General features: G+C 58.8%; 21 protein-coding genes. 5 read left to right on the forward strand and 16 right to left on the reverse strand.

The annotated features are described in order from the left end of the window. Positions 1-218: 218 nt before the first annotated feature. A complete protein-coding gene (locus KI614_RS10100; RefSeq protein WP_226405327.1) occupies positions 219-578 on the forward strand; it encodes a hypothetical protein in 360 nt (119 codons plus the stop codon). Here the strand turns inward: KI614_RS10100 and KI614_RS10105 are convergent. After that, positions 533-1,747 (reverse strand): NAD(P)/FAD-dependent oxidoreductase, encoded by a 1,215-nt coding sequence (locus tag KI614_RS10105; protein ID WP_226405329.1) that lies wholly within the window; start codon positions 1,745-1,747, stop codon positions 533-535. The genes KI614_RS10100 and KI614_RS10105 overlap by 46 nt on opposite strands. 138 nt (positions 1,748-1,885) lie before the next feature. On the opposite strand from KI614_RS10105, the gene KI614_RS10110 reads away from it, so the two are divergent. Together KI614_RS10110 and KI614_RS10115 are read left to right on the forward strand one after the other, a co-directional pair. Further along, positions 1,886-2,281 carry a VOC family protein gene (locus KI614_RS10110; RefSeq protein ID WP_226405341.1) on the forward strand — a complete coding sequence of 132 codons (396 nt, stop codon included), beginning with the start codon at positions 1,886-1,888 and terminating at the stop codon, positions 2,279-2,281. A 15-nt stretch (positions 2,282-2,296) separates the two neighbouring features. Continuing rightward, a complete protein-coding gene (locus KI614_RS10115) occupies positions 2,297-2,809 on the forward strand; it encodes a GNAT family N-acetyltransferase (RefSeq protein WP_226405344.1) in 513 nt (170 codons plus the stop codon). A 45-nt stretch (positions 2,810-2,854) separates the two neighbouring features. Here the strand turns inward: KI614_RS10115 and lolA are convergent, their stop codons facing one another. Next, positions 2,855-3,475 carry an outer membrane lipoprotein chaperone LolA gene (gene lolA / locus KI614_RS10120; RefSeq protein ID WP_226405346.1) on the reverse strand — a complete coding sequence of 207 codons (621 nt, stop codon included), beginning with the start codon at positions 3,473-3,475 and terminating at the stop codon, positions 2,855-2,857. Further along, a complete protein-coding gene (locus KI614_RS10125; RefSeq protein WP_319002649.1) occupies positions 3,472-5,787 on the reverse strand; it encodes a DNA translocase FtsK in 2,316 nt (771 codons plus the stop codon). The genes lolA and KI614_RS10125 overlap by 4 nt, the downstream gene beginning before the upstream one ends. Positions 5,788-6,167: 380 nt before the next feature. Between KI614_RS10125 and trxB the strand changes: the two genes are divergently transcribed. After that, positions 6,168-7,124, forward strand: a complete 957-nt coding sequence (gene trxB / locus KI614_RS10135; RefSeq protein ID WP_226405358.1) for a thioredoxin-disulfide reductase — start codon at positions 6,168-6,170, stop codon at positions 7,122-7,124. A gap of 15 nt (positions 7,125-7,139) precedes the next feature. Next, on the forward strand, positions 7,140-7,697 hold the full coding sequence (locus KI614_RS10140; protein ID WP_226405360.1) for a Smr/MutS family protein: 558 nt from the start codon (positions 7,140-7,142) through the stop codon (positions 7,695-7,697). Between the two features lie 23 nt (positions 7,698-7,720). On the opposite strand, the gene KI614_RS10145 is transcribed toward KI614_RS10140, so the two are convergent. From KI614_RS10145 to rpsA, 13 genes are all read right to left on the reverse strand, one after another. Then, entirely contained in the window at positions 7,721-8,050 is a 330-nt protein-coding gene (locus tag KI614_RS10145) for a hypothetical protein (protein ID WP_226405362.1), read from the reverse strand. 6 nt (positions 8,051-8,056) lie between these two features. Next, positions 8,057-8,395, reverse strand: coding sequence for a P-II family nitrogen regulator (locus KI614_RS10150; protein WP_203466961.1), 339 nt, complete (start codon positions 8,393-8,395; stop codon positions 8,057-8,059). Positions 8,396-8,420: 25 nt separating this feature from the next. Next, complete coding sequence (locus KI614_RS10155; RefSeq protein WP_226405364.1) at positions 8,421-10,037, reverse strand: NAD+ synthase; 1,617 nt, start codon at positions 10,035-10,037, stop codon at positions 8,421-8,423. Positions 10,038-10,052: 15 nt separating this feature from the next. Continuing rightward, complete coding sequence (gene ppa, locus KI614_RS10160) at positions 10,053-10,589, reverse strand: inorganic diphosphatase (RefSeq protein WP_226405366.1); 537 nt, start codon at positions 10,587-10,589, stop codon at positions 10,053-10,055. A gap of 61 nt (positions 10,590-10,650) precedes the next feature. Further along, positions 10,651-11,436, reverse strand: coding sequence for a 3'-5' exonuclease (locus KI614_RS10165; protein ID WP_226405368.1), 786 nt, complete (start codon positions 11,434-11,436; stop codon positions 10,651-10,653). Further along, positions 11,433-12,332 (reverse strand): cysteine synthase CysM, encoded by a 900-nt coding sequence (gene cysM, locus KI614_RS10170; RefSeq protein ID WP_226405370.1) that lies wholly within the window; start codon positions 12,330-12,332, stop codon positions 11,433-11,435. The genes KI614_RS10165 and cysM overlap by 4 nt, the downstream gene beginning before the upstream one ends. Next, entirely contained in the window at positions 12,325-13,323 is a 999-nt protein-coding gene (gene rfaD, locus KI614_RS10175) for an ADP-glyceromanno-heptose 6-epimerase (protein ID WP_203466966.1), read from the reverse strand. The genes cysM and rfaD overlap by 8 nt, the downstream gene beginning before the upstream one ends. Positions 13,324-13,332: 9 nt before the next feature. Then, positions 13,333-14,259 (reverse strand): D-glycero-beta-D-manno-heptose-7-phosphate kinase, encoded by a 927-nt coding sequence (rfaE1, locus tag KI614_RS10180; RefSeq protein WP_226405372.1) that lies wholly within the window; start codon positions 14,257-14,259, stop codon positions 13,333-13,335. Between the two features lie 5 nt (positions 14,260-14,264). Continuing rightward, a complete protein-coding gene (locus KI614_RS10185; protein WP_226405374.1) occupies positions 14,265-15,587 on the reverse strand; it encodes a UDP-glucose dehydrogenase family protein in 1,323 nt (440 codons plus the stop codon). Positions 15,588-15,596: 9 nt separating this feature from the next. Continuing rightward, entirely contained in the window at positions 15,597-16,769 is a 1,173-nt protein-coding gene (gene lapB, locus KI614_RS10190; RefSeq protein ID WP_203466969.1) for a lipopolysaccharide assembly protein LapB, read from the reverse strand. Beyond that, a complete protein-coding gene (locus tag KI614_RS10195) occupies positions 16,766-17,047 on the reverse strand; it encodes a lipopolysaccharide assembly LapA domain-containing protein (RefSeq protein WP_226405376.1) in 282 nt (93 codons plus the stop codon). The genes lapB and KI614_RS10195 overlap by 4 nt, the downstream gene beginning before the upstream one ends. 69 nt (positions 17,048-17,116) lie before the next feature. Then, the gene (locus KI614_RS10200; protein WP_119492172.1) at positions 17,117-17,401 is read right to left on the reverse strand and encodes an integration host factor subunit beta; all 285 of its coding nucleotides are present in this window, start codon (positions 17,399-17,401) and stop codon (positions 17,117-17,119) included. Between the two features lie 12 nt (positions 17,402-17,413). Further along, on the reverse strand, positions 17,414-19,093 hold the full coding sequence (rpsA, locus tag KI614_RS10205) for a 30S ribosomal protein S1 (RefSeq protein ID WP_203466970.1): 1,680 nt from the start codon (positions 19,091-19,093) through the stop codon (positions 17,414-17,416). Positions 19,094-19,148: the final 55 nt, after the last annotated feature.

The raw sequence follows: 19,148 nt of genomic DNA on the forward strand, positions 1-19,148 counted from the left end.
GCCTTGTTATTCCATATGGTTCACGGCACGATGCGGGCATGAATACACTTTTTCTACACCGTCGTTAGAAGTCTTCGGTTTCTCATGTCACTTCGCCTCCCGTCGCTTGCTCTTGGCTCCATGCCTGTTTTGGCACTCCGGCTCGGCGCTTTCGTCGTTACTACGGTCAACCGGAAATTTTGGCCAAAATCTAAACCCTTGGTTTTGGAGCCACTCACATGTTCCAGCAACGAACCTTCAAATTTCTTGTAGCTCTGATCGGGCTGTTTCTGCTGCTGGCCTCACCGGGGCTGATCTGGCCCGGCTATCTCGATTCGCCGCTCGGTCTGGCTTTGGCGATTCCGTATCTTTCGATTTACCTGTTTCACCAGATCGGCATTCCCGGTTTGCTCCAGAATAACGGGGCCTGCGGTTGGGGATGGTGTGCGCCGACTGCATTCGGCTGGGGGTTTCTCGCGATGTTCTGGCTTTCGGTAACGTGGTTGCTGGCCTGGGGCTTATCCAGCCTGAGCCGGCCGGCAGTTGAAGCAGATCAGGCGAACTGCCCGGCGACCCAGCCGGATGACCAGGCCCACTGAAAGTTGTAGCCGCCCAGCCAACCGGTGACGTCGACCACTTCGCCGATGAAGTAGAGGCCGGGTGCGGCCTTGGCTTCCATGGTTTTTGACGAGAGTGCCGCGGTCGACACGCCGCCAAGGGTTACTTCGGCCTTGGCAAAACCGAGCGTACCGGAAGGCATCAACGGCCAGGCGTTGAGTGTTCTGGCAACGGCATCGAGATCGCGATTCGATAATTCGCTGATCGGCCGGGTCTGGAATTTTTCGCCCCCCTGCAGCAGACACCATTCCTGCGCGAAGCGGCGCGGCAGGTGTTCGGCCAGCAGATTGGGCAGATGAATGCGCCCTTGCCGATGCTCGGCCAGCCATTCACCGGCATCCAAGCCGGGCAACAGGTTGATTTCAACCGGCAGTTTCTTGCCCCCGCCGTACTCCTGCATTTGCCAATAGCTCGATACCTGCAGGATGGCCGGGCCGGAAAGGCCACGGTGGGTGATCAGCACATTTTCGCGGAAGGCCGCGTCTTCGAAGCAGGCGCTGGCATCGAGCGTCGCACCGGCCATCGGCTTGAGCGGCGCCAGCAGTTCCGGCCCGAGCGCCAGCGGCACTAGTGCCGGTTTCGGGGCGATGACTGGAATGCCGAATTGCTCGGCCAGTTTGTAACCAAAGGGACTGGCACCGATCTGCGGGATAGCCAGCCCGCCCGTGGCAACGACCAGCGACTGGCAGGAGAAAGTCCCGTTCGCCGTGCGCAGGGTGTAACGCTTGTGTTCGACATCCGGGTGGTGCTCGACGCCGTGCACCGCGCAGTCAAGCGCCCAGCGCACTTGTACGGCATCGCAGGCATCGCGCAGCATGTCGATGATTTCGACCGCCGAGTCATCGCAGAACAGTTGGCCGTGTTCGCGCTCGTGATACGGGATGCGCCGCTTTTCGATCATCGCGATGAAGTCGTACTGGCTGAAACGAGCCAGTGCCGAGCGGCAGAAATGCGGGTTCTGTGAAAGGTAGTTGTCGGCGCTGACCGTGCGGTTGGTGAAGTTGCAGCGCCCGCCACCGGAAATGCGGATGCGCTCGCCGATTTTTGCCGCGTGATCGACCAGCAGGACCCGCCTTCCCCGCGCCCCGGCCTGGGCCGCGCACATCATGCCGGCCGCGCCGGAACCGATGATGATGACGTCAAAATGCATGGGGAAATCCGATCAAAAACAGGCACACAGGGCCAAGGAGGCGGTGATTTTAACATTCGGGCCGGCACCGGATTTGACCGGCGGTAGCGAAAGCTGCGATTCTCCGGGCTTCTTCCTTTCGCCCAACGTGCTGCCGCCATGAAATTTGCCTACACCATCGTTTATGTCCCGGATGTTGCCGCCTCGCTCGCTTTTTTCGAGACAGCTTTCGGGTTCAGCCGTCGCTTTCTGCACGAATCGGGCAGCTACGGCGAACTGGAGAGCGGCGAAACGACGCTTTCATTTGCCGCGCATGAGCTCGGCGACATGAACTTTCCCGGCGGGCATGTCCGGGCCGATACCTCGGCCCAGCCGCTCGGCATGGAGTTGGCCTTCGTCTGCGACGATGTAGCCGCCGCCCATCGCCGGGCCGTTGCGGCGGGTGCGCTTGAACTGTCGGCACCCCAGGAAAAACCGTGGGGACAAACGGTTTCTTACGTGCGCTGCCCGGATGGCACGCTGGTCGAACTTTGTTCCCCCATCGTGCCGGCCTGAGTCGGGTTCAGCCGGATGCCGGTCAATACGGATATTCGCCGGATGTGCGCGGCCGATCTGCCTGCCGTCATGGCAATCCAGGCGCAAGCCTATCCGCCAGTGATGAATGAGCCGGAAGCGGTTTTTGCGCAGCGCCTGCAGGCCTCGCCCGATTACTGCTGGGTTGCGGAGCTTGACGACGGGCTGGCCGGCTACCTGTTCGGTTATCGCTCGCAACACGGAAAAATCACCGCGCTTGGTGCCGGGTTTACGCCGTCAGAGGCAGGCGACTGCCTGTACCTGCACGATCTGGCGATTGCCCGGCAGGCGCGAGGCAGCGGCGTGGCCGGGCAGTTGATCAAGCAGGCACTGGCGGCAGCTCAGGCAATGAAAATGCGCCATGCCGCACTGGTTTCGGTGCAGGATGCGCAGCCATTCTGGGCAAAGCACGGTTTCAAGCCTGCTGCGGTCGACGACCCGAAACAGGCCAAAAACCTGGGCAGCTACCCACCGCCCGCCTGCTACATGAGCCAGCCACTCGCGGCATGATCGGGTTGCCGGCCACCGCGATGCTGCGTGGCGAGAGCCGCCGGATTACTCGCCGACGACATCAACCCCGGCAGGCGGGGTGAATTTGAAGGTGCCGGCGGCCAAAGCCGGATTGCGCTCGACCTTGCTGAAGCGAATCAGCGTCGTCTGGCCGAAGCTGTCCTGCAATTCCATGGCTTTCAGGTCGCTGCCGGCAAAGCCCAGGCGAACCTTGTCAAAACCGCTGTCGCCGACCTTCGGTGTCGCTTCCAGCCAGAGCATGCCTTCGGCTTCGCCGGCTTCCTTTAGCGTGAAGTTCTTTTCCAGGTCGTTGTTACCAGAGAGCAATGCTGCCGGCGAGCCGCTGATTGCCTGACCGGCCTTGCGCACGGTGACTTGCTGCAATTCGGGATCATAAATCCAGATTTTGTCGCCATCGCCGACCACCAGTTGCGGGTAGGGCTTGACGATTTCCCAACGCAATTTTCCGGGCCGGGAGATGGCGACCAAACCCGACGACAGTTGTGGCTTGCGGCCATTCTTGCCAATCACGGTCTGGGCAAACTCGGCTTTCAGCGTGCGCGTGTTCTGCAGGAACTGATGCAACTGATCAATCGCGCCAGCTTCGGCCAATAGTGGAAAAATGGCGATTGCTGCGGTCAACAGCGTTTTATGGGCAAATTTCATTCGGCTTCCTTGCGGGCCAGCACTTCACGGCCGCCACGACCATCCATCGACGAGACCAGCCCGGCTTTTTCCATCGCTTCGATCAGGCGTGCCGAGCGGTTATAACCGATACGCAGGTGACGCTGGACCAGGGAGATCGAGGCGCGTTTGTTCTTGAGCACGATATCGACCGCCTGGTCGTAAAGCGGGTCGGCTTCGGCATCGCCAGCACCGCCCTCGCCGCCTTCACCGCCACCTTCGTCATCGCCACCGGCACCGTTGAGGATGTCCTCGACGTATTCCGGCGCGCCGGTCGCCTTCAGATGTTCAACGACGCGATGCACTTCGTCATCAGAAACGAAGGCGCCATGGACGCGGGTCGGATAGCCGGTGCCCGGCGCGAGATAAAGCATGTCGCCCTGACCAAGCAGTGCTTCGGCACCCATCTGGTCGAGGATGGTCCGCGAGTCGATCTTGCTCGACACCTGGAACGACAAACGGGTCGGGATGTTGGCCTTGATCAGGCCGGTAATCACATCGACCGAAGGACGCTGCGTCGCCAGCACCAGGTGAATGCCGGAAGCGCGTGCCTTCTGCGCCAGGCGGGCAATCTGCTCTTCGACCTTCTTGCCGACCACCATCATCAGGTCGGCCAGTTCGTCGATGATGACGACGATGAAAGGCATGGTCTGCAGCGGCTCCGGGGTTTCCGGCGTCAGCGTCAGCGGGTTCGGGATGTGTTCGCCGCGCTTTTCGGCGTCCTTGATCTTGGTGTTCAGGCCGGCAATGTTGCGCACGCCCATCGCCGACATCAGCTTGTAGCGTTTTTCCATCTCGGTGACGCACCAGTGCAGCGCGTTGGCCGCCTGCTTCATGTCGGTGACGACCGGCGCCAAGAGATGCGGAATACCTTCGTAAATGGACAGTTCGAGCATTTTCGGGTCGACCATGATCAGGCGCACCTGATCCGGCTCGGCCTTGTAGAGCATCGACAGAATCATTGCATTGACGCCGACCGACTTGCCGGAACCGGTCGTCCCGGCCACCAGCAAATGCGGCGTCTTGGCCAGGTCGGCGACTACCGGCAAACCGCCGATGTCCTTGCCGAGACAAACGGTCAGCGGGCTGCTCATGTCGTTGTAGGGCTTGCTGGAAATGATCTCGGAGAGCTTGACGGTCTGCCGCTTCGGGTTGGGCAGCTCAAGCGCCATGCACGATTTTCCGGGCACCGTTTCAACGACGCGGATCGACACCATGGCCAACGCCCGCGCCAGGTCGCGCGCCAGATTGACGATCTGCGCCCCCTTGACGCCGACCGCCGGCTCGATTTCGTAACGGGTAATCACCGGCCCCGGCATCGCGGCCAGCACTTTGACCTGAACGCCGAAGTCAGCGAGCTTGCGCTCGATCAGGCGCGAGGTGTATTCGAGGGTTTCCGGGCTGACCGTTTCAGTCGGCGGCGGTGCCGGATCAAGCAGATGCAGCGGCGGCAATTGGCCACCAATGATCGCTTCGGGGAAGAGTGCCACCTGCTTTTCGCGCTCAAGGCGGGCTTCAGCCTTTTTCGAGACCGGCACTTCGACCGGCGCCGGCGTTTCGATGATGATCGGTTCGTGCAACTCGACGCGGCGCTTTTCTTCCTCGACGACCACTTCGCGCTGCTGAGCGACTTCCTTGCCAATCTGGCGATCGCGCCAGGTATCGACCCGGCCGTAGAAGAAGCCGACAAAGGTTTCCAGCCCCGCACCCAAGCGCTCAAAGGCCCACAACCACGACATGCCGGAAAAAGCACTCCAGCCAACCGCAAGGCAAGCCAGTAAAAGCAGGGTTGAGCCGGTAAAACCCATTTGCGACTCAAGCACACGGCTCATCTCAAGCCCGAGCATGCCGCCCGGACTCAACGGCAATTCCAGTCGGGCCGAATAGAAACGCAAGGCTTCCAGTGACGAACTGGCCAGCAGCAGGAAGACGAAGCCGAGCAGCGCGATGTACAGCGGATGACGCTCCTCGCCATCCTGCGCGTTGATGTGGCGAACGCCCCACCAGACAAACATGCCGAGCAGGACAATCCACCACCAGGCGGAAAATCCAAATATGTAGAGCATCAGGTCCGAAATCCACGCCCCGGCACGACCGGCCGGATTGTGAATGGTGTTCGCCATGACCGTGTGCGACCAGCCCGGATCTTCCTTGCTGAATCCCCACAAGGCCATGCCAAGAAACAGGGCGATCGCGCCCAGCCCCAGCCAGCGGGACTCTTGCAGCAGGCCACCGATCTTGTCCGGCAAGGGACTCGGTGCATTGCGATTGCGGTCAGAACTGCGGACACCCATGCTCAAGCCTCCTCGTAAGTCGAACAAGGCACGCCAAACCGCCCGATTCCGTCGTATCCGACGCCAAGTTCACCTGTCATTCCAACCATATCCTGCTTCGCTACCTGTCTGAAGGATTGCCACACCGCTCTCCCTGGCAGGGAATGGCATGACAAATCCGGGAAAAATGAAACTTCCGGTGCCTACACACCGGAAAACATGAACGCTTTGCCCTCAACCGCGCAACTCATTCTGAAATTTATCATCGACACAAATCAGTTTCCGTTCATGGAGTTACACGATGATTATAAACCTCTTTCCCATACTCAACGGGAACTCGGGGAAATTCAAGGCCTCTGAGGAGGCTATAATTTTCCGATCAACAACCCAAGAGGATCGTCATGTCCCAGCCCAGTCGCCACTGCCCCCTTATCATTCTCGGTTCCGGCCCTGCCGGTTATACCGCTGCGGTCTACGCCGCCCGCGCCAATCTCAAACCTGTCCTGATCACCGGCATGGCCCAAGGCGGCCAACTGATGACGACGACCGAGGTCGACAACTGGCCGGCCGATGCCGATGGTGTGCAAGGCCCGGAACTGATGGCCCGCTTCGAAGCCCATGCCCGCCGCTTCGAAACTGAAATGATCTTCGACCACATCCACACCGCCAAGCTGACCGAAAAGCCGTTCACGCTGATCGGTGACAGCGGCACCTATACCTGTGACGCACTGATCATTGCGACCGGCGCCTCGGCTCAATACCTCGGCCTGCCGTCCGAAGAAAAATTCTCCGGCAAGGGTGTTTCCGCCTGCGCCACCTGCGATGGCTTCTTCTATCGCAACAAGCCGGTCGCGGTCGTCGGCGGCGGCAACACCGCGGTCGAGGAAGCGCTTTACCTGGCCAACATCGCCAGCCATGTCACGGTTATTCACCGCCGCGAAAAGTTCAAGGCCGAGAAAATCATGCAGGACAAGCTGTTCGAAAAGGAAAAGGCCGGCAAGGTCACGATCCTGTGGAACAGCACCCTTGATGAAGTGCTCGGCGACGATTCCGGCGTCACCGGCCTGCGCGTCAAGAATGTGCAGAGCGGTGCCGCACAGGATATCGATGTGCATGGCGTTTTCATCGCCATCGGCCACAAGCCGAACACCGATATTTTCGAAGGCCAGCTCGAAATGGAAGGCGGCTATCTGGTGACTGAAATGGGTCGCAAGGGCAATGCGACGCAGACCAGCATCAAGGGCGTCTTCGCCGCTGGCGATGTTCAGGACCACGTCTATCGCCAGGCTTGCACCTCGGCCGGCACCGGCTGCATGGCAGCACTCGATGCCGAGCGTTACCTGGACCAGCTGAACTGATTTCTCGGGGGAGACTTGATCGACCCCGACGACCTCGCGGCCTTTCGGGCCGCAGTAGCCGATGCCCGGCCACTGCCCCGGACGGACCGCGTACAGCATCGCACGCCCCTGCCGCCCCCCCGCCCCTTGCAACACCAGGCGGACGAACAGGCCGCGCTGCATGAAAGCCTGCACGGCCAGATCGGCTTGCAGGACCGCCTCGAAGGCGGAGACGAACCGATTTACCTGCGTAACGGCATTGCCCACAGCGTATTGAAGGATTTGCGCCGTGGGCGCTGGGTCTTGCAGGCGGAAATCGACCTGCACGGCTTGAATCGTGATGAAGCCCGCTCAGCCTTGAGCGTTTTTCTGGCGGAATGCAACCGGCACGGTACCCGGTGCGTACGCGTCATCCACGGCAAAGGCTACGGCTCGCCCGGGCGCGATGCGGTATTGCGTCGCCTGGTTCGTGGCTGGCTGATGCAGAAAATTGAAGTCCTGGCCTACTGCCAGGCCAAACCACAGGACGGCGGCGAAGGTGCCGTTATCGTCCTGCTCAAGACCCAAAGAAAAACGGCCAACCCGAGGAGTTGACCGCAGCACGGCAGGCCCGCCGGCTATTTCTTGTACAAATCACCTTCGTCCAGCGTTGCCCAACCGGTTCCGGATGCGGCTTTCTTGCCGGAGTGACTGTCATAAACAGACGACAGGTGAAAAAGCTCGACAGCAATTTCCGGTGGAAACCCTTTACGATCCGGCCGATCAGAAACGATCAGGCCGGAAAGATATGCGTCGAATGCTGGTGTTCCCCACAACTTGACGAGATTCGACAGAATCCGTGGAAACTGCTTTTCCAGCTGAACGGGATAGGCCTTGTAATCAGTTCCCAGAAAATCGAGCAAACGATCCCTGAGATCGAGAATATCGTATTCGCCCTGACTGGCCATCCGCGATTAAATCGCTGATTCGTTCATTTCACCGGTGCGAATGCGGACAATCTGCTCGACCGGCGTGACGAAAATCTTGCCATCACCGATCTTGCCAGTGCGGGCAGCCTTGATGATCGCATCGATGGCGGCTTCGGTCGTTTCGGTGGCAACGACGATCTCGATCTTGATCTTGGGCAGGAAATCGACAACATATTCGGCACCGCGATACAGCTCGGTATGGCCCTTCTGGCGGCCGAAACCCTTGACTTCGGTAACGGTCAGACCGGTGATACCGACCTCGGACAGCGCTTCGCGCACTTCGTCGAGCTTGAACGGCTTGATGATGGCTTCAATTTTCTTCATGGTTCGTGTCCTCGGATTTAGTTTCTTAAAATTCGTCTTGATAACGATTGGTTATAGGATACCGCCAATCCTTGCCGAAACCACGCGGCGTGATGCGGATGCCGACCGGCGACTGACGCCGCTTGTATTCGGCGATGCGCAGCAGACGCACGACGCGCCGCACATCGGCTTCCGGCAGGCCGGCCGCAATGATCTCGCGCGGGCTGCGGTCTTCTTCCATATAGGCGCGGACGATGGCATCGAGCACTTCGTACGGCGGCAGCGAGTCCTGATCGGTCTGATCCGGCTTCAACTCGGCTGAAGGCGGCCGGACAATGATGTTTTCCGGAATGACCGGCTCGCCCTGGCACAAGGTGTTGCGATAGACCGACAGGCGGTAGACCAGTGTTTTGTAGACATCCTTGATGACGGCGAAACCACCGGCCATGTCGCCGTACAGCGTGCAATAGCCAACGGCCATTTCGGATTTGTTGCCGGTCGTCAGAACCAGCTTGCCGGTCTTGTTGGAGAGCGCCATCAGGATATTGCCGCGAATCCGCGCCTGGATGTTCTCTTCAGTGGTATCGGCTGGCAGGCCGGCGAACAGGGGATCGAGCATTGCGGCGTAAGTCTGCATCGCCGGCTCGATGGCGATTTCGTTATAGCTGCAGCCTAGTTGGCGAATCATTTCGCGCGAATCGTCGAGACTCATCTGCGCCGTGTAGGGCGACGGCATCATCACCGCGTGCACCTTGTCGGCCCCCAGCGCGTCGACCGCGACACACAGGGTCAGTGCTGAGTCGATACCGCCCGAAAGGCCGATGATCGCGCCCTTGAAACCACTCTTGCCGATGTAGTCGCGCACGCCCAGAACCAGTGCCTGATAAGCCTCGGCTTCGAACAACAAGGCGACCGCCTGATCCGCGGAATGCAACTGGCCGGCATCGTAATCGACGATACCGAGCGCTTCGACAAACTGGCCGAGACGCATCCGGCACTGGCCGGCGGCATCAAGCGCAAAGGAAGCACCGTCGAAAACCAGTTCGTCCTGACCGCCAACCAGGTTGCAGTAGATCGCCGGGATACCGGTTGCTGCAACACGTTCGCCCAGCACTTCAAGGCGCTGATGATGCTTGGTCAGGTGGCAAGGCGAGGCATTGAGGACGAGGAGCAGTTCGGCCCCGGCAGCGTGGGCCATTTCGGCCGCACCGGATTCCCAGATGTCGGCACAGATGTTGATGCCGCAACGTACGCCGGCAATACTGACGACGCAGGCATCGGTACCGGCATCGAAATAGCGCTTCTCGTCGAAAACTTCGTAATTAGGCAGGCGAATCTTGCGGTAGACCGCCTTTTTTTGGCCATTTTCAATGACCGTAGCCGCGTTGTAGCGGCGGCCTTCACTCTCTTCCGGATGACCGATGACCAGGGCAATGCCCTCGACACGGCTGGCCAGATGATCCAGTGCCTGATTGCAGGCCCGGTAGAAATCCGGGCGCAGCAACAGGTCTTCCGGCGGGTAGCCGCACAACGCCAGTTCCGGCGTGAGCAGCACCTGGGCGCCCCGGGCCTTGGCCTCGGTGGCGCACTTCACGATACGTTCGACGTTGCCCGTCAGGTCACCGACGGTGGCGTTGAACTGGGCAACGGCGATACGCAGCATAAGTTTCCGTCAGTATTACTTGGCTTCAGCCTGGTAACGGGCAACGCCGTCCATGACTTCCTTGCGGGCGGACTCGATGCCTTCCCAGCCCTTGACCTTGACCCACTTGCCTTTTTCGAGATCCTTGTAGTGCTCGAAGAAATGGGAGATCTGGTCACGCAGCGTCTGCGGGATGTCTTCGAAGGACTTGGCATCCTTGTACAGCGGGGTCAGCTTGTCGACCGGCACGGCGATCAGCTTGGCGTCCTGGCCGCCTTCGTCTTCCATGGCCAGCATGCCGAGCGGACGGCAGCGGACAACGACGCCCGGCGGCAGACCGAACGGGGTGACAACCAGCACGTCAACCGGATCACCGTCACCGGCGATGGTGTTGTTGATGTAACCGTAGTTGCACGGATAGTGCATGGCGGTACCCATAAAACGGTCAACGAAGATCGCGCCGGATTCCTTGTCGACTTCGTACTTGACGGGGTCGGAATGGGCCGTGATTTCAATAATCACGTTGAAATCATCGGGAAGGGACTTGCCGGAAGAAACGTTATTAAGGGCCATGTTTTATCTCTCTGCGTTTAGGTTTTGAGAACTTGCAATTATAACGCCGTGCTAGGCCGGATCAGCGCCAGGCGGCGAGAAACTCCTGCCAGTGGGGCGCACCGATTTTGGCCAGGTGCGCCTTGACGAATTCGCCCTCGGCGATTTCCTCTTCCGCTGTCAGTTCACCGCGCAAACGGCGAAAACGGTTATAGACCAGATAGGTATTGATTACATCGGTTTCGCAGTAATCGCGAATATCCGCTGCCTTGCCGCCCTGCCAGGCCTCCCAGACTTTGCCGCCATCCATCCCGAGCTTGCCGGGAAAGCCGAACAGCTTGGCCAGATCGTCGAGCGGCGCATTGGCGCGGGCGTTGTACAGGGCGAGCAGATCCATCAGATCGAGATGACGCGTGTGGTAACGGCTGATGTAGTTGTTCCACTTGAAATCACGGCTGTCGGCGTAATCGCCGTCGCCCATATCCCAGTAACGCGGCGCTGAAACGCCATGCAGCATGCCACGGTAGTGCAGGACTGGCAGGTCGAAACCGCTGCCGTTCCAGGAAACGATCTGCGGCGTGAATTTCTCGATGCCGTCGAAGAAGCGCTGGATGATCTCGCCTTCGCCATGCGCCGGCTCGGAGAGCGACCAGACTTTCAGCCCTTCGCTGGTGCGCAGCGCGCAGGAAATCGTGACGATGCGTTGCAGGTGCAATTGCAGAAAGTCATTGCCCGTCTTGGCCCGGCGCTGCTGATAGGCAAGCTCGGCGACCTCGTCATCGGAAAGCTCACCCGGCAGGTTATTGAGCCGACGAAAACCGGCGACATCGGGAATCGTCTCGATGTCAAAAACGAGAACCGGCTTCATGCCGGGAAAACACCCGTCGACAGGTAACGATCGCCCCGGTCGCAAATAATGCTGACAATCACGGCATTTTCCAGCGACTGCGACAAACGCAGCGCTACGGCCAGCGCACCGCCGGAGGAAATCCCGGCGAAGATGCCCTCTTCCGTGGCCAGACGGCGCGTCATCGCCTCGGCATCGGCCTGACTGACGTATTCGATGCGGTCGACGTTGGTTTTATCGTAAATCTTGGGCAGGTAGGCTTCCGGCCATTTGCGGATACCGGGAATCTGGCTCCCCTCTTCCGGCTGGCAACCGACGATCTGGATCGCCTTGTTCTGCGCCTTCAGATACGCCGAGGTGCCCATGATCGTGCCGGTCGTTCCCATGCTGGAAACAAAGTGCGTCACCTTGCCGGCCGTATCGCGCCAGATTTCCGGGCCGGTGCCTTCGAAATGGGCAAGCGGGTTATCCGGGTTGCCGAACTGGTCGAGAATGATGCCCTTGCCTTCATCACGCATTTTCTCGGCCACGTCGCGCGCCAGCTCCATACCGCCATCTTTCGGCGTCAGGACCAGATCGGCACCGAAGGCGCGCATGCTCTGGCGACGCTCGACGCTCTGGTTTTCCGGCATGACGAGGATCATCTTGTAACCCTTCATCGCCGCTGCCATGGCCAGCGCAATGCCGGTGTTGCCGGAGGTTGCCTCGATCAGCGTATCGCCCGGCTTGATGTCGCCACGTGCTTCGGCACGCACGATCATCGACAGCGCCGGCCTGTCCTTGACCGAACCCGCCGGATTATTGCCTTCCAGCTTGGCCAGGATGACATTGCCACGCCGCTCATTCTCTGCACCGGGAATACGCACCAGACGAACCAGCGGCGTATTGCCGACGAAATCCTGCAGCGTCTTATACATTTTTATGGAGCCATTCGATGTACTGGCCGACGCCTTCTTCGACAGTGGCCATCGGTGCTTCGTAACCGGCAGCGCGCAAACGGGTCAGATCGCCCTGGGTAAAAGCCTGATACTTGCCTTTCAATGCTTCCGGGAAAGCGGTGTATTCGAGCAGGCCTTGCGTACGCAGCTGGTCGAGCGTCAGCGCCTCTTCGTTTTTGGCCTTGCGGCAGCCGTTGACCGCAGCAACCGCAACATCGTTGAAGCTTTGCGCCCGACCGGAGCCGAGATTGAAAATGCCCGATTTATCCGGGTTATCGAGGAAGAACAGATTGACCTTGGCGACATCGCCGACAAAGACGAAGTCACGCATCTGGCCACCATTCTCATAGCCGTGCGAACCTTCGAACAATTTCACCTTGCCGTCGGCCTTGAACTGGTTGTAGTTGTGGAAGGCGACCGAAGCCATGCGTCCCTTGTGCGTTTCACGCGGACCGTAGACGTTGAAATAACGGAAACCGACGATCTGCGACGAAGGCTCCTTGGCCAGACGTTGGCGCACGACCTGGTCGAAGAGGAACTTGGAATAACCATAAACGTTGAGCGGGCCTTCGTACTGGCGCTCTTCCTTGAAGACATTGCTGCCGCCGTAAGTTGCCGCGCTTGAGGCGTAGAGGAACTGGACATCCTGATCCTGGCACCAGTCGAGCAGAATGAGGGAGTAACGGTAGTTGTTCTCCATCATGTAGCGCCCATCGGTTTCCATCGTGTCCGAGCAAGCACCCTCGTGGAAAATGGCTTCGATTTCGCCGTCGTAGTGGCCGGCCTGGATGCGCTCGATGAAATCGTGCTTGTCGAGGTAATCGGCAATTTCACAATCGATCAAGTTCTTGAACTTGTCGGCCTTGGTCAGGTTGTCGACCGCGATGATCTTGGTCACGCCACGCTCATTGAGCGCCTTGACGATATTGGAACCAATGAAGCCGGCAGCGCCGGTAACGACGATATACATGTTTATTCCTTACAGAGCGGCAGCGAGTTCTTCGCGGGTCACAACAGCCGTACCCAGCTTGCCGACAACGATGCCGGCAGCCACATTGGCCGTACGAATGGCTTCGGCCCAACCGGCACCGGCTGCGAGCATGACAGCCAGCGTGGCGATGACGGTATCACCCGCACCGGAGACATCGAACACTTCACGGGCCTGAGCCGGCTGGTGATGAATTTCATCGGCCGCAAACAGGGTCATCCCCTCTTCGCTGCGCGTCACCAGCAAGGCTTCGAGACCGAGATCGGTGCGAAGTTTCTGCGATTTGGCGACCAGTTCTTCTTCCGAACCCCAACGCCCAACGACTTCGCGAAGTTCCGAGCGATTCGGCGTAATCACCGTGGCGCCGGCGTATTTGGCGTAATCATCACCCTTCGGGTCGACCAGCACCGGCTTGCCGGCAGCGCGCGCCAGCCGGATCATTTCCGTAATGTGCGTCAGGCCGCCCTTGCCGTAATCCGACAGGATGACGACATCGGATTCGGCAACACGCTTCTCGAACTCGGCCAGCTTGGCCTGGAGAATTTCGTGCGACGGCGCGGTTTCGAAATCGATGCGCAGCAACTGCTGCTGACGGCCGATGACACGCAATTTGACGGTGGTATCGATCTCGCGGTCGACATGCAAACCGGCATCGATTTGACCTTCGGCCAGCAGACGCGACAAGGTGCGCCCGGCATCGTCATCACCGACAACCGACAGCAAGGCCGTCCGGGCACCGACAGCGGCGGCATTGCGCGCCACATTGGCCGCACCGCCGAGACGCTCTTCGATGCGCTCGACCTTGACCACCGGCACCGGCGCTTCCGGCGAAATGCGGCTGACGTCGCCGAACCAGTAACGGTCCAGCATGACGTCACCAACAACAAGCAGGCGAACCTGGGCAACTTTATCGAGCATGCGGCTTACCGTCCGATGGCGAAGTACTCGATCCCGGAATCCCGGACGAACTTCGGATCGTAAAGATTACGGCCGTCGAAAATCACCGGATTCTTCAGGCTCTGCTTGATGGCGTCAAAATCCGGGCTACGGAATTCCTTCCATTCAGTGACGATGACCAGCGCGTCGGCCTGATCCAGTGCGCCCATCGGATTTTCGGCATATTTCAGGCGAGCCTCGTCACCGAAAATACGCTGCGTTTCGTGCATGGCAACCGGATCGTAAGCCGTCACCGTCGCACCGGCGGCAAACAGGTCAGCGATCAATTCACGGCTCGGCGCATCACGCATATCGTCGGTATTGGGCTTGAAGGACAGACCCCACAAGGCAAAATGCTTGCCCTTGAGATCAGCACCGAAACGGGCCGAGATTTTCTTGCTCAACACATGCTTCTGCAGATCGTTGGCTTCCTCAACGGCAGTCAGCACCTTGAGTTCGATATTGGCATCATCGGCTGCGGTCTTGATCAGCGCCTTGACGTCCTTCGGGAAGCAGGAACCACCGTAGCCACAACCGGGATACAGAAAGTGGTAGCCGATGCGTGGGTCCGAACCAATGCCCTGGCGGACCATTTCGATATCGGCACCGAGCACTTCAGCCAGATTAGCCAGTTCGTTCATGAAGCTGATGCGCGTGGCCAGCATCGCGTTGGCGGCGTATTTGATCAGTTCCGCACTTTTCACGTCGGTAATGATCAGGCGCTCATGGTTACGCTGGAATGGCGCATAGAGAGCACGCATCAGATGGATGGCCTGCTCTTCCTCGGCGCCGACGACAATGCGGTCCGGCCGCATGAAGTCTTCAACGGCAGCACCTTCCTTGAGGAATTCCGGATTGGAAACGACGCTGTAGGGGATGTTGACCGCACGCTTGGCCAGTTCATCGGCAATGGCCGCCTTGACCTTTTCGCCAGTACCGACCGGCACGGTGCTCTTGTCGACGATCACTTTGTAATCGGTCATCGTACGGCCGATACTGCGCGCGGCAGCCAGCACATATTTCAGATCGGCCGAACCATCTTCATCGGGCGGGGTACCCACGGCGATGAACTGGATAGTGCCGTGCTGGACAGCCTTCTCGACATCGGTCGTGAAGTGCAGGCGACCGGCGGCCACATTGCGGCGAACCATTTCCTGCAAACCCGGTTCATAGATCGGAATACCACCCTCTTCGAGGATGCGAATCTTTTCCGGATCAAGATCGAGACAAAGGACATCATTGCCCACTTCTGCCAGGCAGGTACCACTGACCAGGCCGACGTAGCCTGTACCGACGACGGTAATTTTCATGAATGCTTCCTACAATGTTTGATCGAATTCTTCACTGCGCCGTGGCGGGTAGGTTTCCCAACCACCGCAGGCTGGGCAACGCCAGTAGAACTGGCGGGCCTTGAAGCCGCAATTATCGCACCGATAACGCGACAGACGCTTGGTATAGCCTTGAATGATGGTCCGCGCCAACTCGACATCAGGGCGCACTTCTGGTGAAACAAGTGGCAAACGGGCCCCCATCAGTTTCTCCAGACCAAGCAGCGTCGGATTGCGCTGCAGCTCGGCGCGCACCATGCGGTAAGCCGCCTCGCTACCCTCGCCCTCGAGGATCAGCTGATAGACAACTTCCATCAGATCGAGCGAAGGATAGCGCTCGAGATAACCACTCAGCAGGGCGATACCCTCTTCGCGACGCTCAAGCTTGCGGTAAGTATCGAGCAAACGTTGCGAAACAAGGGCGAGATAGGCCGGATCCTGTTGCTCGATACGCTGCCAGGCATCGATCGCCTCTTCCGGCTTGCCTTCCTGCAACAACAGATCACCCTGCAATAGACTGGCGCGAACGCATTTACGGTTTTGCTGCATCGCCGTATCAAGATACTCGCGCGCCGAGTCCGGTTTTGACCGCATGATTTCGTTTGCCGCCAACTCGCAGTAATACTCGGCAATTTCACGCTGCGAGGCGACATCGGGCAGTTCGCGCGCAATGTCGATGGCCTTCAGCCACTCTTTCTCGACCTGATAAATTTCCAGCAGATTTCTTTTGGCATCTTCCTCATAGGTTGTGCCAATCATCTTGTTGAAAATTTCCTCGGCACGATCAAGCAAGCCCGCCTTGAGGTAGTCCTGCCCCAACTCGGATAGTGCGTGCAGCCTGACTGCGTCGCTCAGGTCGAGTCGGTCAATCAGATTCTGGTGCATGCGGATGGCACGCTCGGTTTCGCCACGCCGGCGAAACAGATTACCCAGCGCAAAATGCAACTCAACGGTCTGGGAGTCGACCTTGGCGACCTCGAGGAAGGAATCAATCGCCTTGTCGGGCTGCTCGTTAAGCAAAAAATTGAGGCCCTGGAAATATGAACGGGGCAAGGCACGCGATTCGTGCACAACCTGGCGCATATCGACTCGGGCAGCCGCCCACCCCAAGCCAAAAAACAGGGGGATAAGCAGGAGTTGCCAATACTCGAAAAAATCGTTCATAAATTAGGCGGGAGCTCTGGCAAGACAACGGATGGCGTTTGGTCGGCAGCCCGTTTGAGGCGCGATATTTCGCGACGCTGGCGATAAATCACGCCCAGCACGGAGAGCACCCCAAGCATGGCCCCGCCAGCAAAAAACACCAGCAGGATGATCACCAGAGGTGCCTGCCAGACTTGGCCGGGCAGGAAATTGAGGCTTGCCGTATCGGTATTCTGGAGCGCAAAAACCACCAGAAATGAAAATATGATGAGCCTTGTGGCCCAGATCAGAGCTGTCATGGTATTCAATAAAAAGGGGCAGTGAAATCATTCACCGCCCCGAATCTACCACACTGTTCCTGCACGACGTCAGATCGACTGATCGACCCGCTCACGTAATTCCTTCCCTGCCTTGAAATGGGGAACCCATTTGGCAGGAACACTGACCTTATCCCCCGATTTGGGGTTACGGCCAGTGCGTGGGGGCCGGTAGTTGAGCGCAAAGCTGCCGAATCCGCGGATCTCGATACGATCCCCGCGCACAAGTGCGTCGGACATCGCATCGAGAATCATCTTGACCGCAAAATCAGCATCCTTCGCCACCAACTGCGGAAAACGCTCCGCCAGTCGGGCGATGAGCTCGGATTTGGTCATGCCTTGAACCTATCAGCCTTGCTGGTTGAGCTTGGCCTTCAGCAGGGCGCCCAGGTTGGTCGTACCGGAAGCAGCGGAGTTCGACTCTGCAGAGAACTTCTGCATTGCTTCGTGCTGTTCGGCTTGATCCTTGGCCTTGACGGACAGGTTGATACCACGGGTCTTGCGATCCACGTTGATGATCATGACTTCAACTTCGTCACCCACCTTGAGGTGCTGCGACAGGTCGTCGATACGATCACGGGAGAACTCGGAAGCACGCAGGTAACCTTCGTTCTCGCCATCCAGCGTCATCACGGCGCCGCGGGCATCAACCGTCTTGACGGTAGCGCGCACGATGCTGTTCTTTTCGTGGGTAGCAATGAAGTTGGTGTACGGATCGCCTTCGAGCTGCTTGATACCCAGGGAGATACGCTCCTTCTCGACATCGATGCCGAGCACGACGGCTTCAACTTCGTCACCCTTCTTGAAGTTGCGGATGGCTTCTTCGCCGGTCGCAGACCAGGACAGGTCGGACAGGTGAACCAGACCATCGATACCGCCAGGCAGACCGATGAAGATACCGAAGTCGGTGATGGACTTGATAGCGCCCTTGACCTTGTCACCCTTCTTCTGGTTCATCGCGAAATCGTCCCACGGATTCGGCAGGCACTGCTTCATGCCGAGGGAGATACGGCGACGCTCTTCGTCGATTTCGAGGATCATGACTTCGACTTCATCACCCAGGGAAACAACCTTGGACGGATGAACGTTCTTGTTGGTCCAATCCATTTCGGAAACGTGAACCAGACCTTCGATGCCTTGTTCGATTTCAACGAATGAACCGTAGTCGGTCAGGTTGGTGACCTTGCCGAACAGGCGGGTACCAGCCGGGTAACGGCGGGCAATACCAACCCACGGATCGTCGCCCAGTTGCTTCATACCCAGGGAAACGCGGTTCTTTTCTGCGTCGAACTTGAGGATCTTGGCGGTAACTTCGTCGCCCACGGCCAGAACTTCGGACGGGTGACGGACACGGCGCCATGCCAGATCGGTGATGTGCAGCAGGCCATCGATGCCGCCGAGGTCGACGAACGCACCGTAATCGGTAATGTTCTTGACGATACCCTTGACGACAGTACCTTCCTTGAGGTTCTCGAGGAGCTTTTCGCGATCCTTGTCAGCGGTGGCTTCGAGCACGGCACGACGGGACATCACGACGTTGTTGCGCTTGCGATCGAGCTTGATAACCTTGAATTCGAGGGTCTTGCCTTCGTACGGGGTGGTGTCCTTGACCGGACGCATGTCGACCAGCGAACCCGGCAGGAATGCACGGACGCCGTTGGACATGACGGTGAGGCCGCCCTTGACCTTGCCGGTGATGGTGCCGGTAACCAGGGAGTTGTCGTTCAGGGCCTGTTCCAGGAAGTTCCATGCAGCGATGCGCTTGGCGCGATCACGCGACAGGCGGGTTGCACCGTAGCCGTCTTCCAGCATTTCGATTGCGACCTGGACGAAATCGCCAACGGCAACTTCCAGTTCGCCCTGATCGTTCAGGAATTCTTCGAGCGGAACATAGGATTCCGATTTCAGGCCGGCATTGACCACAACGAAGTTGTGATCGATGAGCACCACTTCTGCAGTGATGACTTCGCCTTGACGCATTTCCTGGCGAGCCAGGGATTCTTCAAATAGTTGAGCAAAAGATTCCATTGACGGAGAGAACTTTCATGCTGCTGCGAACCGTGAAATCCACAGCGGGTTAGGG

Source organism: Dechloromonas denitrificans, from assembly GCF_020510665.1.
Taxonomy (GTDB): domain Bacteria; phylum Pseudomonadota; class Gammaproteobacteria; order Burkholderiales; family Rhodocyclaceae; genus Azonexus; species Azonexus denitrificans_B.

Bases quoted from the DNA above. Each gene is read 5' to 3' on its own strand.
- KI614_RS10115 (WP_226405344.1), top strand. From the start codon at position 2,297: ATGCCGGTCAATACGGATATTCGCCGGATGTGCGCGGCCGATCTGCCT.
- KI614_RS10200 (WP_119492172.1), bottom strand. From the start codon at position 17,401: ATGACCAAATCCGAGCTCATCGCCCGACTGGCGGAGCGTTTTCCGCAG.
- cysM (WP_226405370.1), bottom strand. From the start codon at position 12,332: ATGTATAAGACGCTGCAGGATTTCGTCGGCAATACGCCGCTGGTTCGT.
- KI614_RS10150 (WP_203466961.1), bottom strand. From the start codon at position 8,395: ATGAAGAAAATTGAAGCCATCATCAAGCCGTTCAAGCTCGACGAAGTG.
- KI614_RS10125 (WP_319002649.1), bottom strand. From the start codon at position 5,787: ATGGGTGTCCGCAGTTCTGACCGCAATCGCAATGCACCGAGTCCCTTG.
- KI614_RS10105 (WP_226405329.1), bottom strand. From the start codon at position 1,747: ATGCATTTTGACGTCATCATCATCGGTTCCGGCGCGGCCGGCATGATG.
- trxB (WP_226405358.1), top strand. From the start codon at position 6,168: ATGTCCCAGCCCAGTCGCCACTGCCCCCTTATCATTCTCGGTTCCGGC.
- rfaE1 (WP_226405372.1), bottom strand. From the start codon at position 14,259: ATGCTCGATAAAGTTGCCCAGGTTCGCCTGCTTGTTGTTGGTGACGTC.
- KI614_RS10110 (WP_226405341.1), top strand. From the start codon at position 1,886: ATGAAATTTGCCTACACCATCGTTTATGTCCCGGATGTTGCCGCCTCG.
- KI614_RS10100 (WP_226405327.1), top strand. From the start codon at position 219: ATGTTCCAGCAACGAACCTTCAAATTTCTTGTAGCTCTGATCGGGCTG.
- rfaD (WP_203466966.1), bottom strand. From the start codon at position 13,323: ATGTATATCGTCGTTACCGGCGCTGCCGGCTTCATTGGTTCCAATATC.
- KI614_RS10155 (WP_226405364.1), bottom strand. From the start codon at position 10,037: ATGCTGCGTATCGCCGTTGCCCAGTTCAACGCCACCGTCGGTGACCTG.
- KI614_RS10165 (WP_226405368.1), bottom strand. From the start codon at position 11,436: ATGAAGCCGGTTCTCGTTTTTGACATCGAGACGATTCCCGATGTCGCC.
- KI614_RS10195 (WP_226405376.1), bottom strand. From the start codon at position 17,047: ATGACAGCTCTGATCTGGGCCACAAGGCTCATCATATTTTCATTTCTG.
- rpsA (WP_203466970.1), bottom strand. From the start codon at position 19,093: ATGGAATCTTTTGCTCAACTATTTGAAGAATCCCTGGCTCGCCAGGAA.
- lolA (WP_226405346.1), bottom strand. From the start codon at position 3,475: ATGAAATTTGCCCATAAAACGCTGTTGACCGCAGCAATCGCCATTTTT.
- KI614_RS10145 (WP_226405362.1), bottom strand. From the start codon at position 8,050: ATGGCCAGTCAGGGCGAATACGATATTCTCGATCTCAGGGATCGTTTG.
- lapB (WP_203466969.1), bottom strand. From the start codon at position 16,769: ATGAACGATTTTTTCGAGTATTGGCAACTCCTGCTTATCCCCCTGTTT.
- ppa (WP_226405366.1), bottom strand. From the start codon at position 10,589: ATGGCCCTTAATAACGTTTCTTCCGGCAAGTCCCTTCCCGATGATTTC.
- KI614_RS10185 (WP_226405374.1), bottom strand. From the start codon at position 15,587: ATGAAAATTACCGTCGTCGGTACAGGCTACGTCGGCCTGGTCAGTGGT.